Consider the following 13173-nt stretch of genomic DNA (forward strand, 5'->3'; position numbering starts at 1 on the left):
GATCAGACCATGCCGCCGGCCACGGCCGGCAGGATCGTGACGTTGTCGCCGTCGGTCAGCTTGGTGTCGATGCCGTCGAGGAAGCGGACGTCCTCGTCGTTGAGGTAGACGTTGACGAAGCGGCGCAGCTGGCCCTTGTCCACGATGCGGGCCTCGATTCCGGCGTGGCGCTTCTCCAGGTCGGCGAAGAGCTCGGCGAGCGTCCCACCGCTGCCTTCGACGGCCTTCTCGCCGTCGGTGTAGGTGCGGAGGATGGTCGGGATGCGGACCTCGATGGCCATGGCGTGGGCTCCTGTTTTCGGGAGTCGGGAGTGGCGTGAAAGGCGCGCGGCTCTGGGCCCCCGCGCGGGGTGGTGCTTCGTGGGGCGCTGGTCGGTACGAGCGCCCCCGCTCACATCGCGCTGGCGAGACGGCACAGGTCGACGTGCAGCCGCGCCACGAGCAGCGCGCTGCCCGGCGTCGTCACTTCGCTCACGTCGTGGGAAACCATGCGGTCATCGTATCGATTCCCGGTCCGGGTTCCGGAATGTGATCTCACATGGCGGACGGTTCGCGCTCGACTGGCGGACCGGGGACGTAGACGACGGTCGGTGTGCCGGTCCTCGGATGCGGGATGACCTCGGCTTCCACGCCGTAGACGGTGGCGAGGAGGGCGGGGGTGAGTACCTCGGCGGGCGGGCCCTCGGCGACGACCCGGCCGCGTTCCAGGACGTAGAGCCGGTCGCAGTAGGCGGCGGCGAGGTTGAGGTCGTGCAGGGCGAGGAGGTTGGTGGTGCCCAAGTCGCGGACGAGGCGGAGGACTTCGAGCTGGTAGCGGATGTCGAGGTGGTTGGTGGGCTCGTCGAGGACGAGGAGCGCCGGGTCCTGGACGAGGGCGCGGGCGACGAGGGCGCGCTGGCGTTCGCCGCCGGAGAGGGTGGGGTAGGGCCGATCGGCGAGGTCGGCGATGCCGACGCGGGCGAGGGCGGCCTCGGCGCGGGTCCGGTCGGCGGCCGTGTCGCCCTCCCAGAAGCGCTTGTGCGGGGAGCGACCGAGGGCGACCAGTTCCTGGACGGTCAGCTCGAACTCGGTGGAGCCGTCCTGCGGGACGGTGGCGATCCGGCGGGCGCGTGCCTTGGGGCCGAGGGTGGACAGGTCGTCGCCGTCGAGGAGGACGCGGCCCGCGGTGGGGGTGAGGGTGCCGTAGACGCAGCGCAGGAGGGTGGACTTGCCGCTGCCGTTGGGGCCGACGAGCCCGACGGTCTCGCCGGGGCGGGCGGTGAGGTCGGCCTCGTGCAGCCGTGTCTCGTACGAGACGCCCTGGACGCGTAGCTCGATGGTCATACCGGGCTCCCTTCCGCGCGGCGGCGCATGAGCCAGAGGAAGAAGGGGCCGCCGATGAGGGCGGTGAGGACGCCGACCGGGATGTCCTGGGGCGTGGCGACGGTCCGGGCGGCGAGGTCGGCCAGGATCAGGGCGAGCGCGCCGCCGAGCGCGGCGACCGGCAGGAGGCGGCGGTGCGGGGCGCCGACGGCCATCCGGGCGGCGTGCGGGACCATCAGGCCGACGAAGCCGACGGCCCCGCTGACGGAGACCATGACGGCGGTGACGAGCGAGGCGAGGACGAAGACGGCGGCGCGGAAGCGGGCGGTGTCCAGGCCGAGGACGGTCGCGCCCTCCTCGCCGACGAGGAGCAGGTCGAGCGGGCGGGCGAGGGTGACGAGGAGTCCGGTGCCGAGGGCGACGACGATCGCGGGCAGGGCGAGGGAGTCCCAGCGGGCGGAGCCGAGGCCGCCGAGGGACCAGAACATCGCCTCCTGGACGTGTTCGGGCCGCCGGGACAGGACCAGGAGCAGGGTGGTCAGCGCCGACAGGATGTAGGAGACGGCGACGCCCGCGAGGACGAGCCGGGCCCCCGTCATCGTGGAGCCGCGCCGGGCCAGGGCGTAGACGAGGACGAGGGCGAGCAGGGCGCCCGCGAAGGCCCCGGCGGGCATGGCGACGGTGGTGGTGACCCCGCCGCCGATGCCGAGGACCAGGACGAGGACGGCCCCGCCGGCCGCCCCGGAGGAGATCCCGAGGAGGAAGGGGTCGGCGAGCCGGTTGCGGACGAGGGCCTGCAGGACGGCGCCGACGACCGCGCCGAGGAGCACGCGCGGCAGCCGGACGTCGAGCACGATCGTGCGGTACGGGGACGGGGCGGCGCGGCCGGTGAGGATCTCGACGACCTGGCCCACGGGTATCCGTACGGAGCCGAGGGCGACCCCGGCGACGACGGCGACCGCGAGGGCCGCGAGGAGGCCGGCGACGACGAGCCCGTACGGGAGGGGGCGCCGGGCCGGGTCGGGCGCGGCCTTCGAGGTGCCAGGAGCCGTCGTCCGCCCCGTCACCGCCGTCACCGGTTCGGGTGGAGCTGGGCGGAGAGCTTGTCGACGGCGGCCGGGACGCGGACGCCGAGGACCGCGTCCGAGAGGGGCATGACGGCGAAGCGCTTGTTCTTGACCGCCGGGACGTCCTTGAGGGCGGGGTCGTCCAGGAGGCGCTTCTTCTTCTGTTCGACGGTCGTGGAGCCGTAGTCGTAGATGACGATCACGTCGGGCTTGCGGGCGACGACCTGCTCCCAGGTCGCGTCGCCGAAGGTCTTGTCCAGGTCGGCGAAGACGTTGCGGCCGCCGGCCCGGGTGATCAGCTCGTTGCCGATGCCCTTGCCGCCGGCGGTGAACGCGGTCTTGTCGCCGCTGTCGTAGACGAACACCGACACCGGGGCGACCCCCTTGAGCCGCTTCTCGGTCGCCGCGACGGTCTTCTTCGCCTCGGCGGTCCAGTCGGCACCGTGCTCGGGGACGCCGAAGGTCCGGGCGACCTCGTCGACCTCCTGGTAGAGGTCGGCGAGGGAGGAGGCGCCCGAGGGGCAGTACTCCATGTTGAGGCGGCTCTCGATGCCCGACTTCTTCAGGTCGTCCCGGCCGCGGCCCGCCTTCGCGTCGAAGGCGCTGGCGTAACCCCCGTAGACGAAGTCGGGGTTGGCGGCGAGCAGGGCCTCCTTGGAGGGGTACTCCTTGGCGAGCACCGGCACCGCGTCGTAGGCCTTCTTGTACGCGGGCAGGATCTTGTCGTCGAGGTAGGCGGTGCCGGCCAGGGACTTCTCCAGGCCGAGGGCGAGCATGACCTCGGTGACGTGCTGGTTCATGGTCACGGCCCGCTTCGGCGGCGCCTGGAACGTCGTCTTCACACCGCAGTTGGAGACGGTGTACGGGAATCCCGGCGCGGACTTCCCCGAGGGAGCGGCCTGCTCCGCGGGGGCCGCGCAGGCGGCGAGCAGCGGGACGAGGGCTGCGGCGGGCAGCAGGGTACGGCGGGGCCAGGTCATGGCAATGCCTCCTCCGGGGATTTCCACGTCCCCAGTCGGTGGTGAGAGGCGGCAGGTCAGTTCCTGGCTCCCAGCGAGTGAACTCGCTGGTCACAGTGGCGGGACCGCGCCGGATTACGCACCGGCTTCCTGGGTCCTGCCGCCCTGGTGTCGGGTCAGTCTCTCAGGCGTCGTACGCCTCGACGACCTTGACCTCCTCCTCGGTCACCACGCCCTCGACGATCGTGTAGGAGCGGAACTGGAAGGGGCCCGCTCCGTCGGTGTCGGCGGTGGAGACCAGGACGTAGTGCGCGCCGGGCTCGTTCGCGTACGTGATGTCGGTGCGCGAGGGGTAGGCCTCGGTGGCGGTGTGCGAGTGGTAGATGATCACGGGCTCCTCGTCCCGGTCGTCCATCTCGCGGTAGAGCTTCAGCAGGTCGGCCGAGTCGAACTCGTAGAACGTGGGCGAGCGCGCCGCGTTCAGCATCGGGATGAACCGCTCGGGGCGGCCGCTGCCGGCGGGACCCGCGACCACGCCGCAGGCCTCGTCGGGGTGGTCCGCGCGGGAGTGTTCCACGATCTGGTCGTACAGGGCCCGGGTGATGGTCAGCATGGCGACAGGATAAGCAGACGGGCCGTCCCGTACCGAGGAGTGGTACGGGACGGCCCGAATGCCGAGACGGGGTGGGTCAGGAACGCTTCACGAAGGCCGCGCCCTGCGGGTTGCGCGCCTTCAGGATCAGGTACGAGACACCCAGGATCAGGCCCCACAGCGGGGCGCAGTACAGCGAGATCCGCGCGTCCTTGTCGATGCCCATCATCACGATGACCATGCCGATGAAGGCGAGCGAGAAGAGGCTGAGCCAGATGCCGCCCGGGGCCTTGAAGGAGGACTGGGGCAGCTCGCCCCGGTCGGCCTTGAGGCGGAAGCGGACCTGGCAGACCAGGATCATGATCCAGGCCCACATGCCGGAGATGGTCGCGAAGGAGACGACGTAGTTGAACGCCTCGCCCGGCCACTGGTAGTTGATCCAGACGCCGACCATCATCAGGCCGGCCGAGAAGGACGTGCCGACCAGCGGCAGGCCGTTCTTGGTGAGCTTGGTGAAGAACTTCGGGCCCTGGCCGTTGAGCGCGAGGTCGCGCAGCATGCGGCCGGTGGAGTACATGCCCGAGTTGCAGGAGGACAGCGCGGCGGTCAGCACGACGAAGTTCACGATCGCGGCGCCGATGCCGAGGCCCATCTTCTCGAAGGCCGCGACGAACGGGGAGATGCCCGGCTGGAAGTGGGTCCACGGGACGACCGACAGGATCATGATCAGCGCGCCGACGTAGAAGACGGCGATGCGCCACGGCACGGTGTTGATGGCCTTGGGCAGGACGGTCTTCGGGTCCTTGGACTCGCCCGCCGTGACACCGACGAGCTCGACGGCGAGGAAGGCGAACATGACCATCTGCAGGGTCATCAGGGTCGAGCCGATGCCCTTGGGGAAGAAGCCGCCCTCGGACCAGAGCAGGCTGATCGAGGCGGTGTCACCGGCGTCGGAGAAGCCGACGGTGAGAACACCGGCGCAGATCAGGATCATGCCGACGATCGCGGTGACCTTGACCATCGAGAACCAGAACTCGAGCTCGCCGAAGAGCTTGACGGAGATCAGGTTCGCGAGGAACAGGACCACCGTGAAGATCAGGGCGAAGACCCATTGCGGCTGATCGAGCCAGCCGTTCGCGTTCTTGGTCCAGTACTGCATGTACGCGGAGGCCGCGGTGACTTCGGTGATGCCGGTGACGACCCAGAAGAGCCAGTACGTCCAGCCGGTCACGAAGCCCCAGAAGGGGCCGATGAACTCGCGTGCGTACTCCGAGAAGGAGCCGGACACGGGCCGGTACATGAGGAGCTCGCCGAGCGCCCGCATGATGAAGAAGATGACGAGGCCCGCGATGGCGTACGCGAGGATCAGGCTCGGTCCCGCCTTGGAGATGCCCTTGCCCGCTCCGAGGAAGAGGCCGGTGCCGATGGCGCCGCCGATCGCGATCATCTGGATCTGGCGGGCGCCGAGTGCCCGGTGGTAACCCTCGCCGTCGGCGGGGTCCGCGGCCTCATTGCCGTCGTGCTGCTTGTCGACCTGCACTGAGGTCATGTTGATGCGCCTTTCTCCACGCTGATCCCCCCGGATATGGCTGGAGTGCTACCGGCGGTCAGCCGGCCAAGCGCCCTCGGGAACATGGGTGGCGTCCCCGAGTGGTCGTGAAGATTTATCACGGGGGAAACAGTGATCGAGGGGGGCGTTTGTGGCGCACGCCACAGGAAAAAGGGGCCAAAAGCCACTCAACAGGACCAGTAAGAACACTTTGGTGACGTATTCGTTATCCGGATTTGAGTGTCCGCTGAGCGAACGGCACGCTACCGATCGGTATCGGAGGGTGTCGCGTATCAGGCGCCGGACATCAGCGTCTCGACGAGCGACTCCTGGAGCGCGCCCAGCCAGAGGTACGCCATCACCATCGGCTTGCGCGGGTCGGAGTCGGGCAGCCGGTACAGCTCGCCGCTCTCGTCCTCGTCGGTGACCTCCAGGCGCGTACCGATCGTCAGCCGCAGATCGTTGAGCGCGCCGAGCCAGGCCCGGGACTCGTCGGCGGTGAGCTTGAGGACGGCGCTGTCCTCGCCGGTGGGGGTGAGCCCGTCGAGGCTGCGGATCACCATGAGGGCGTCCTGGCGCTTGCGGGAGCGCAGGTCGTTCTCGGTGAAGCGGCGGAAGTCGGCCGCCGCCGAGCGCAGCTCCTCGCTCTCGTCGGCGTACGCGTCGGGGAAGAGCCGCTTGAGCGCGGGGTCGCTCGGGGCCTCGCTCGGGCCCTCGGCGAAGAGCGCGGCCAGCGGGTCCTCGCCCTCGACGGGCTCGTCGCCCGGGCCGATCAGCTCCATGAGCTGGACGGCGAGGGAGCGCAGGATGGAGATCTCGACCTCGTCCAGTGCGACGGCGGCGCCGCCGCCGGGCAGGACCTCGAAGTGTCCGGCCATCAGCCGCGGTCCTGGGTGAGGGTCGCCCACAGTCCGTAGCCGTGCATCGCCTGCACGTCCCGCTCCATCTCCTCGCGCGTCCCGCTGGAGACCACGGCCCGGCCCTTGTTGTGCACGTCGAGCATCAGCTTGTGCGCCTTGTCCTTGGAGTAACCGAAGTACGCCTGGAAGACGTAGGTCACATAGCTCATCAGATTGACCGGATCGTTGTGGACGAGAGTCACCCACGGCACGTCCGGCTCCACGACGGCGAAGGTCTCTTCGGCCGATTCCGTGCGTTCGATCTCAATAGGCGCGACGCTCACTTACCCCATGCTGCCACCTCGGGAGGGGGGTCGCACAAACGGGTCAGCCCGCGCGACGCTCGAACGGAGGTAGAAATCGTCAAACTGACGATTTCTGCGGTAGCATCGCTGACATGAACGCTGCGGACCTTGGGCTCCCGGTGGACGTGCCGTCGACCGCGCTCTTCACCGACCAGTACGAGCTGACCATGCTCCAGGCGGCCCTCCGGGCCGGCACCGCCGAACGACGCTCCGTCTTCGAGGTCTTCACCCGCCGTCTGCCCGAGGGCCGGCGCTACGGCGTGGTGGCGGGCATCGGACGGGTTCTCGACGCCGTCGAGAACTTCCGCTTCGACGCCGACGTCCTCGGCTTCCTGCGGGAGCAGTCCATCGTGGACGAGCCGACGCTCAAGTGGCTGGCCGGCTACCGCTTCTCGGGTGACATCTGGGGCTACCCCGAGGGCGAGGTGTACTTCCCCGGCTCCCCGATCCTGCGGGTCGAGGGCTCCTTCGCGGAGTGCGTGCTCCTGGAGACCGTGATCCTCTCGATCCTCAACCACGACTCGGCCATCGCGGCAGCGGCCTCCCGGATGTCGGGGGCGGCCGGCGGGCGGCGGCTCATCGAGATGGGCGCCCGGCGCACCCACGAGCTGGCCGCCGTCGCCTCCGCCCGCGCCGCCTACGTCGGCGGCTTCGACTCCACCTCGGACCTGGCGGCCGGCTTCCGCTACGGCATCCCGACCGTCGGCACCTCCGCGCACGCCTTCACCCTGCTGCACGACAGCGAGCGGGACGCGTTCCAGGCCCAGGTGAATACCCTCGGCCGCGGTACGACGCTGCTCGTCGACACCTACGACGTGGCCGAGGCCGTCCGTACCGCCGTCGAGGTGGCGGGCCCCGAGCTCGGCGCCGTGCGCATCGACTCCGGGGACCTGCTGCTCGTGGCGCACCGGGTGCGGGCGCAGCTGGACGAGCTGGGCGCGACGAACACCAAGATCGTGGTCACCTCCGACCTGGACGAGTACGCCATCGCCTCGCTGGCCGCCGCGCCGGTCGACGCGTACGGGGTGGGCACGCAGTTGGTCACCGGCAGCGGGCACCCGACCTGCTCGATGGTCTACAAGCTGGTCGCCCGCGCCCAGTCGGCCGACCCGAAGGCGCCGCTGACCGCGGTGGCGAAGAAGTCGCTCGGCGGCAAGGCCTCGGTCGGCGGCCGCAAGTGGGCGGCGCGCCGGACGGACGCGGAGGGCGTCGCGGAGGCCGAGGTCCTCGGTACGGGCCCGGTGCCGCCGGAGCTCGCCGACCACCAGCTGCTCGTGGAGCTGGTCAAGGGCGGCGACGTGGTGGCCCGGGAGCCCCTGGAGGCGGCGCGGGCGCGGCACATCGCGGCGCGCGCCGGGCTGCCGATGTCGGCGATCCAGCTCTCCCGGGGCGAGCCGGTGCTGCCGACGGAGTACCTGTAGCCCGTACGCGAGTACGTGTAGGGAGTACGTGTAACACCCTGCGAGGCCCCCTCCCGTAGGGAGGGGGAAGTCTCTAGGCTCGAAGCCATTCCCCCGCCCGACACCTCGCCCGACCCCGTTCGTCACCCCCACCTCCCGTCGCCGGCCCACCGAAGGACACCCGCCATGCACCGCGCATTGATCGTCGTGGACGTTCAGAACGACTTCTGCGAGGGCGGCAGCCTCGCGGTGACGGGGGGTGCGGATGTCGCCGCCGCCATCACCGACCTGGTCGGCGAGGCGGCCGGCGCCGCGTACCGGCACGTCGTGGCGACCCGCGACCACCACGTCGACCCGGGCGACCACTTCTCGGACGCGCCGAACTACGTGACGTCCTGGCCGGTGCACTGTGTGGCCGGGACCGAGGGCGTCGGCTTCCACCCGAACTTCGCCCCGGCGGTCGCCTCCGGCGCGATCGACGCGGTGTTCGACAAGGGGGCGTACGAGGCGGCGTACAGCGGCTTCGAGGGGCGCGACGAGAACGGCACGACCCTGGCGGAGTGGCTGCGGGCGCACGACGTGGCCGAGGTCGACGTCGTGGGCATCGCGACGGACCACTGCGTCCGGGCGACGGCGCTCGACGCGGCCCGGGAGGGGTTCCGTACGCAGGTCCTGCTCGACCTCACGGCGGGCGTCGCCAAGGAGACGACCGAGCGGGCCCTGGAGGAGCTCCGTGGGGCCGGGGTGGAGCTCACGGGCAAGCCCGTGGTCTGACATACCCCCGGGTGCCCCTAGGAGGCCGTGGGCAGGGTCCGTATGGAGTGCCAGAGCTCCTGGGTCGTCGTGCCCGCCGCGGAGCGCCACAGCAGGCCGTCCGGGTGGTGGAGCACGGCGGTGATCTCGTCTGGGGTGGGGGGCTCCGCGTTGCCCCGGAGGTAGACCGCGCGCAGGCCCAGATTCCGCAGCCTGGTCAGGGCGCGGGCACGGTTCGCGGCGTGCACCAGGAAGCGGACGGTGACCCCGTCGCCGGCCGGGCTCGGAAGCCCTATCGCGACGACCACACTGCCACCTGGCAACTTGCAGAAGCCTCCACCGGGCATGCCGAAACCACTCCCCCTGTGCGTTTGCTGTCAATAAGAACTTGGTCAGACGCACCTAAACACGATCGGCCGCCGCCCGCTAGAGGGCGACGGCCGATCATGCTTTGACCTGCGGTTTTACTGATTACTTCGTGGACGGACCCACCTGGACGGTGATCGTCTCGCCGTTCTTCGGCTCCTTGACGACCGCGATCTTGGTGTTGGTGTCAGTTACCTTGACACCGGCCCGCTCGGTCTCCTGGTACCAGTACGTACCCTTCCGGTCGTCGAAGACCGGGTTGCCCGCCTGCGGCTTGATCGACGCCGGGGCGTCCGCGCTGTGCAGCGTGAAGCCGTCGGTGCGGTAGGTGCCGAAGGGCGCGTCGTGCGACTGGATGCGGTTGCGCATCAGGGTGCCGTTCGACCACTTCAGCGGCGTCGGGTGCGCGTCGACCGGGAGGACGAGGCCCTGGCCCGGGTGGACGGCCGTGTTGTTGTCCTTCTGCGAGGTGTCCCACAGCCAGATCAGCAGGCCGTTCTGGTACGGGTAGTGCTCGACCCAGCTGGCCTTGTCACCCGCGAACCCGAAGTTGTACGGGCCGACCTTGAGGGTCGCGTCGTACGACACGTACTGGCGGTTCTCCGCGAGGTAGTACTGCTCGTACTCCTTCGTGAAGCCCTTGCCGATGCGCGAGAAGCCCTTCGCCGTCCAGCCGTTGTCGCCGGCCTCGACGGTGTCCGAGAAGACCGGGGCGCCGTCGGCGGTCAGTGTGATGGCGTCGGCCGCGAAGCCCTTGCCGCCCGCGCCGCCGTCCGTCTGGTAGCGGAAGCGGAGGTCGAACTTCTTGCCCGCGTAGGCGTCCAGCGGGAAGACCAGCGGCTTGTACGCGCCGGAGACGTCGGTCAGCGCCGGGGCGCCGCTCGCGTCGCGCGGCAGCGGCTTGCCGTCCACCGTGCCGTCCAGGGCGGTCCAGTTGGCGCCGCCGTCCGTCGACACCTCGGTGTAGAGGTAGTCGTAGTCCAGCTCGATGTCGTACCAGCCCTTGAGCTCAAGGGTGGCCTTCGACTTGCCGGTCAGGTCGACCGAGCGGGTCAGGGTGTTCTTGAGGTCGTCACCCATGCCGCTCCACCATTGCGTGGCGCCCTCGGCGGGCGCGACGACCTCGGTGGTGACCTGCTTCTTCGGCAGCTCGACGACGAGCGCCTGCGGGTTCTTGGTGTTGTACTCGGCCACGCCCAGCTTGTGGGTGGACTTCGTACCGCGCTGCTCGTTGCTCACCTTGGTGTAGTTGAGCCAGCCGAGCTGCAGCTTGTCCCAGGCGGTCATGTCGCCGGGCAGGTCGCCGATGGACTCCTTGCCCCGGCCGAGCCAGGAGCCGGAGGACATCAGGGACCAGAAGCCGGTCGAGTTCTCGGCGCCGGGCTTGCCGGAGGTGTCGTACAGGTCCGGCAGACCGAGGTCGTGACCGTACTCGTGCGCGAAGACGCCGAGGCCGCCGTTCTCCGGCTGCATCGTGTAGTCGCCGACCCAGATGCCGGTCGAGCCGACCTGCGTGCCGCCGGACTTGTTGTTCGCCGGGCCGGTCTTGCCCGCGTCCGTGCCGTACGCGTACCAGCGGTGGGCCCACAGGGCGTCGCCGCCCTGGGCGCCGCCGCCCGCCGACTCGTCCTCGCCCGCGTGGACGATCTGGAAGTGGTCGATGTAGCCGTCGGCCTCGTTGAAGTTGCCGTCGCCGTCGAAGTCGTACCGGTCCCACTGGTCGTACTGGGCGATGTCGGCCTTGATCTGGGCGTCGGTGCGGCCCTTGGCCTTCTGGTCGGCGGTCCACGCGGTGACACCGTCGCGGACGGCGTCCCAGACGTTGGCGCAGTTGCTGTTGCCGCAGTAGTTCGAGCCGTAACGGGCCTCGTTGTACTCGACCTTGACCCAGTCCGAGACACCGCCCTCGACCGAGTACCGGCCCGAGGAGGTCTTCTCGTAGTACGTCTTCAGGGACTCCTTCGGCTGGCCGGTCTTCTTGTCCTTGCCGGTGCCGAAGTACAGGTCCTGGAAGTGCTTCTGGTTGTAGTCCTTCTGCCAGGCCGTGGAGTTGTCCTTCGCACGGTCCGGCTCGGCTATCTGGTTGTGCAGCGGGCCGGGCGTGCCGCCGAACTTCGGCTTCGGCTCGGCGGTGTCGTCGTCGGCGCGGTCGACCAGCGTCGTGTTGTCGACCTTGTCGCCGAACTCGACCAGGATCGTGAAGATCTTGTCGGTCTTCTCGCGGCCCAGTTCGACGTACTTCTTGCTGTCGAGCTTGACGACCTGGGAGCCCCCGCGGCGCTCGACCTTGGACTCGCCGCTCAGCACCTGCTCCAGGGCGGCCTTGCGCTGCTGCTCCTGCTGCTTGCTGTACGGGCCCTCGAGGTCGTGGTCGACCGCGGTCTTGTCCACGCCGGCGCCCTGCGCCGGGTCGTGGCGCTCGATGGAGGCGGGTGCGCCCGGCCCCTTGTCATCGGCCCACGAGGTGGTGAAGGTCGAGGCGGTGGCGGCGGTGGCCGCGAGCGCCACGACGACTGCGGACGCTCTGATCGCCCGTCGTCTGCTGGTCACTTGATGTGTATCCTCCCCGGCGCCCCTCGGCCGCGGACCTGAGGTGGGGTGTCCGCAGGCGGGTACGCGCGTCACAAGTGACGACATTCGACCGGAGTTACTCCGGAAAAGACAGTCCTTGACTTGAACAGGCCAACTGCACTATGCAGAAGTCGATTTCCGTTATCCGGACGGTCACCGGGCGCACCAGAAGGGGTCATTCGGGGAATCGATGACTCCTTGCGCCCCCCGTGCACCCGCACCGTGGGTTAGGTCACGCTTACTACCCGTTTCGCTCGGGCATCCATCGACGTAGAGTCGCTCGCGAGTGCGACTGCGACCAGCCGATGCTTTCGAGGGACGGTACCCGTCATGCCGCGTCCGAACGCCGCACAGCTCGCCTACGGTTCGGCCACCGTCGTCTTCTCGACCGTCGCCCTGCTGTTGCTGTCCCGTACCACCGAAGCGCTCGGCATCGTCGTGATCAGCGCGGCCGGGCTGCTGCTCGGCGTGCTCGTCGCGACCATGCTGCCGGCCACGCACCGCCGCAGGGCCCCCGAGCCGGTGGCGCCCGCGGCCCCCAGGACGGACGAGATCCGGGTACCGGCCGTCCGCGTGGGTGCGGGGGCCGATACCCGGATCGGTTCGAGCTCGTAGCGCTCGTCCTCTACTGCGGCACGGACACCACCACGGTCTTCGCCGCCTTGTCGTGCAGACCCTGCTTGTAGGGCTTGTCGACCAGGATCAGGATGAGCAGGAGCAGCGGCCACAGGCAGGCGCAGCAGATCAGGGCCGGCAGCCACAGCACCACGGCCCGGATCAGCGAGGCGTTCGTCGGCGGCGTGGAGCCGTCGTTGAGCATCGCGACCCGCAGCTTCATCCACTTCTTGCCGAGCGTCTGGCCCTTCTTCGCCGTCATCAGGGTGTCGTAGGCGACGAAGGCGACGATGGTGATCAGCTGGAAGACCAGGCCGCTGCCCGTGCTGGTCGCGGTGATCGCGTCGCCGAAGTCGTCGCTGCTGTCGGTGGCCCGGTCGTAGACGTCGAACGGGATGCCGATGATGGCGAGCGGGATGGCGATGAGCAGCCAGTCCATGATCCTCGCGAGGATGCGCTTGCCGGAGTCGGCGAGCGGCGGCATCCCGGCGAGCGGATCCGCACCGCCGTAACCGCCACCGCCGCCGTAGGGCTGACCGTACGGCGGGGGCGGCGGCGGAGCGTTGTCGTACGGCGACCCGGGCGGGGGTCCGCCGGGCGGCGGGCCACCGGGGGGCGGGCCGCCCGGTGGCGGCCCTTCGGGGGGAGGCGGCTCGCTCCCGTAAGGAGACCCCGCCGACGGCGGCGTGGGCTCCTGCGGCTCCTTGGGCCTCTTGAGGAACGGGTCGTCCTCGGGCCGCTCACCGGGCGTCGGCTGATCGTTGCTCATGTGGGCAGTGCATCCCGGGCTGCGGG

15 protein-coding genes and 1 riboswitch are annotated in these 13173 nt (G+C 69.8%); of the genes, 3 read left to right on the top strand and 12 right to left on the bottom strand.

Features of this window, described 5'->3' with window-relative positions; genetic code table 11:
• Positions 1–2: 2 nt before the first annotated feature.
• The 9 genes from ACWCO8_RS29055 to clpS all read right to left on the bottom strand — a co-directional run bounded on the left by ACWCO8_RS29055 (position 3) and on the right by clpS (position 6652).
• Positions 3–281, bottom strand: coding sequence for a MoaD/ThiS family protein (locus tag ACWCO8_RS29055; protein WP_362011776.1), 279 nt, complete (start codon positions 279–281; stop codon positions 3–5).
• A gap of 110 nt (positions 282–391) precedes the next feature.
• Entirely contained in the window at positions 392–490 is a 99-nt protein-coding gene (locus ACWCO8_RS29060; protein WP_361962636.1) for a putative leader peptide, read from the bottom strand.
• A 44-nt stretch (positions 491–534) separates the two neighbouring features.
• Positions 535–1323: an ABC transporter ATP-binding protein gene (locus ACWCO8_RS29065; protein ID WP_451034748.1), complete on the bottom strand. Its 789-nt coding sequence runs from the start codon at positions 1321–1323 to the stop codon at positions 535–537.
• Entirely contained in the window at positions 1320–2369 is a 1050-nt protein-coding gene (locus ACWCO8_RS29070) for a FecCD family ABC transporter permease (RefSeq protein ID WP_451034823.1), read from the bottom strand. Before ACWCO8_RS29070 ends, ACWCO8_RS29065 begins: the two co-directional genes overlap by 4 nt.
• A gap of 5 nt (positions 2370–2374) precedes the next feature.
• Positions 2375–3349, bottom strand: a complete 975-nt coding sequence (locus ACWCO8_RS29075; protein WP_451034749.1) for an ABC transporter substrate-binding protein — start codon at positions 3347–3349, stop codon at positions 2375–2377.
• Positions 3350–3386: 37 nt separating this feature from the next.
• A riboswitch (cobalamin riboswitch) is annotated at positions 3387–3504 on the bottom strand.
• An 8-nt stretch (positions 3505–3512) separates the two neighbouring features.
• A complete protein-coding gene (locus ACWCO8_RS29080; protein WP_362011782.1) occupies positions 3513–3941 on the bottom strand; it encodes a M67 family metallopeptidase in 429 nt (142 codons plus the stop codon).
• A gap of 76 nt (positions 3942–4017) precedes the next feature.
• Positions 4018–5469 carry an amino acid permease gene (locus ACWCO8_RS29085; RefSeq protein ID WP_362011784.1) on the bottom strand — a complete coding sequence of 484 codons (1452 nt, stop codon included), beginning with the start codon at positions 5467–5469 and terminating at the stop codon, positions 4018–4020.
• 293 nt (positions 5470–5762) lie between these two features.
• Positions 5763–6347 carry a DUF2017 domain-containing protein gene (locus ACWCO8_RS29090; RefSeq protein ID WP_451034750.1) on the bottom strand — a complete coding sequence of 195 codons (585 nt, stop codon included), beginning with the start codon at positions 6345–6347 and terminating at the stop codon, positions 5763–5765.
• The gene (gene clpS / locus ACWCO8_RS29095) at positions 6347–6652 is read right to left on the bottom strand and encodes an ATP-dependent Clp protease adapter ClpS (RefSeq protein ID WP_352187447.1); all 306 of its coding nucleotides are present in this window, start codon (positions 6650–6652) and stop codon (positions 6347–6349) included. Before clpS ends, ACWCO8_RS29090 begins: the two co-directional genes overlap by 1 nt.
• A 113-nt stretch (positions 6653–6765) precedes the next feature.
• On the opposite strand from clpS, the gene ACWCO8_RS29100 reads away from it, so the two are divergent.
• Complete coding sequence (locus ACWCO8_RS29100) at positions 6766–8094, top strand: nicotinate phosphoribosyltransferase (RefSeq protein ID WP_451034751.1); 1329 nt, start codon at positions 6766–6768, stop codon at positions 8092–8094.
• Positions 8095–8259: 165 nt separating this feature from the next.
• Positions 8260–8847: an isochorismatase family protein gene (locus ACWCO8_RS29105; RefSeq protein ID WP_451034752.1), complete on the top strand. Its 588-nt coding sequence runs from the start codon at positions 8260–8262 to the stop codon at positions 8845–8847.
• Between the two features lie 17 nt (positions 8848–8864).
• Here the strand turns inward: ACWCO8_RS29105 and ACWCO8_RS29110 are convergent, their stop codons facing one another.
• Both ACWCO8_RS29110 and ACWCO8_RS29115 read right to left on the bottom strand, forming a co-directional pair.
• Positions 8865–9173 (bottom strand): hypothetical protein, encoded by a 309-nt coding sequence (locus ACWCO8_RS29110; RefSeq protein ID WP_362011794.1) that lies wholly within the window; start codon positions 9171–9173, stop codon positions 8865–8867.
• 124 nt (positions 9174–9297) lie between these two features.
• Positions 9298–11742 (bottom strand): immune inhibitor A domain-containing protein, encoded by a 2445-nt coding sequence (locus ACWCO8_RS29115; protein ID WP_451034753.1) that lies wholly within the window; start codon positions 11740–11742, stop codon positions 9298–9300.
• A 351-nt stretch (positions 11743–12093) separates the two neighbouring features.
• Between ACWCO8_RS29115 and ACWCO8_RS29120 the strand changes: the two genes are divergently transcribed.
• Positions 12094–12378: a hypothetical protein gene (locus tag ACWCO8_RS29120; protein ID WP_362011798.1), complete on the top strand. Its 285-nt coding sequence runs from the start codon at positions 12094–12096 to the stop codon at positions 12376–12378.
• Between the two features lie 10 nt (positions 12379–12388).
• Here ACWCO8_RS29120 and ACWCO8_RS29125 read toward each other — a convergent pair whose 3' ends face one another.
• The gene (locus ACWCO8_RS29125) at positions 12389–13147 is read right to left on the bottom strand and encodes an RDD family protein (RefSeq protein ID WP_451034754.1); all 759 of its coding nucleotides are present in this window, start codon (positions 13145–13147) and stop codon (positions 12389–12391) included.
• Positions 13148–13173: the final 26 nt, after the last annotated feature.

Source organism: Streptomyces sp. NPDC001927, assembly GCF_053594455.1.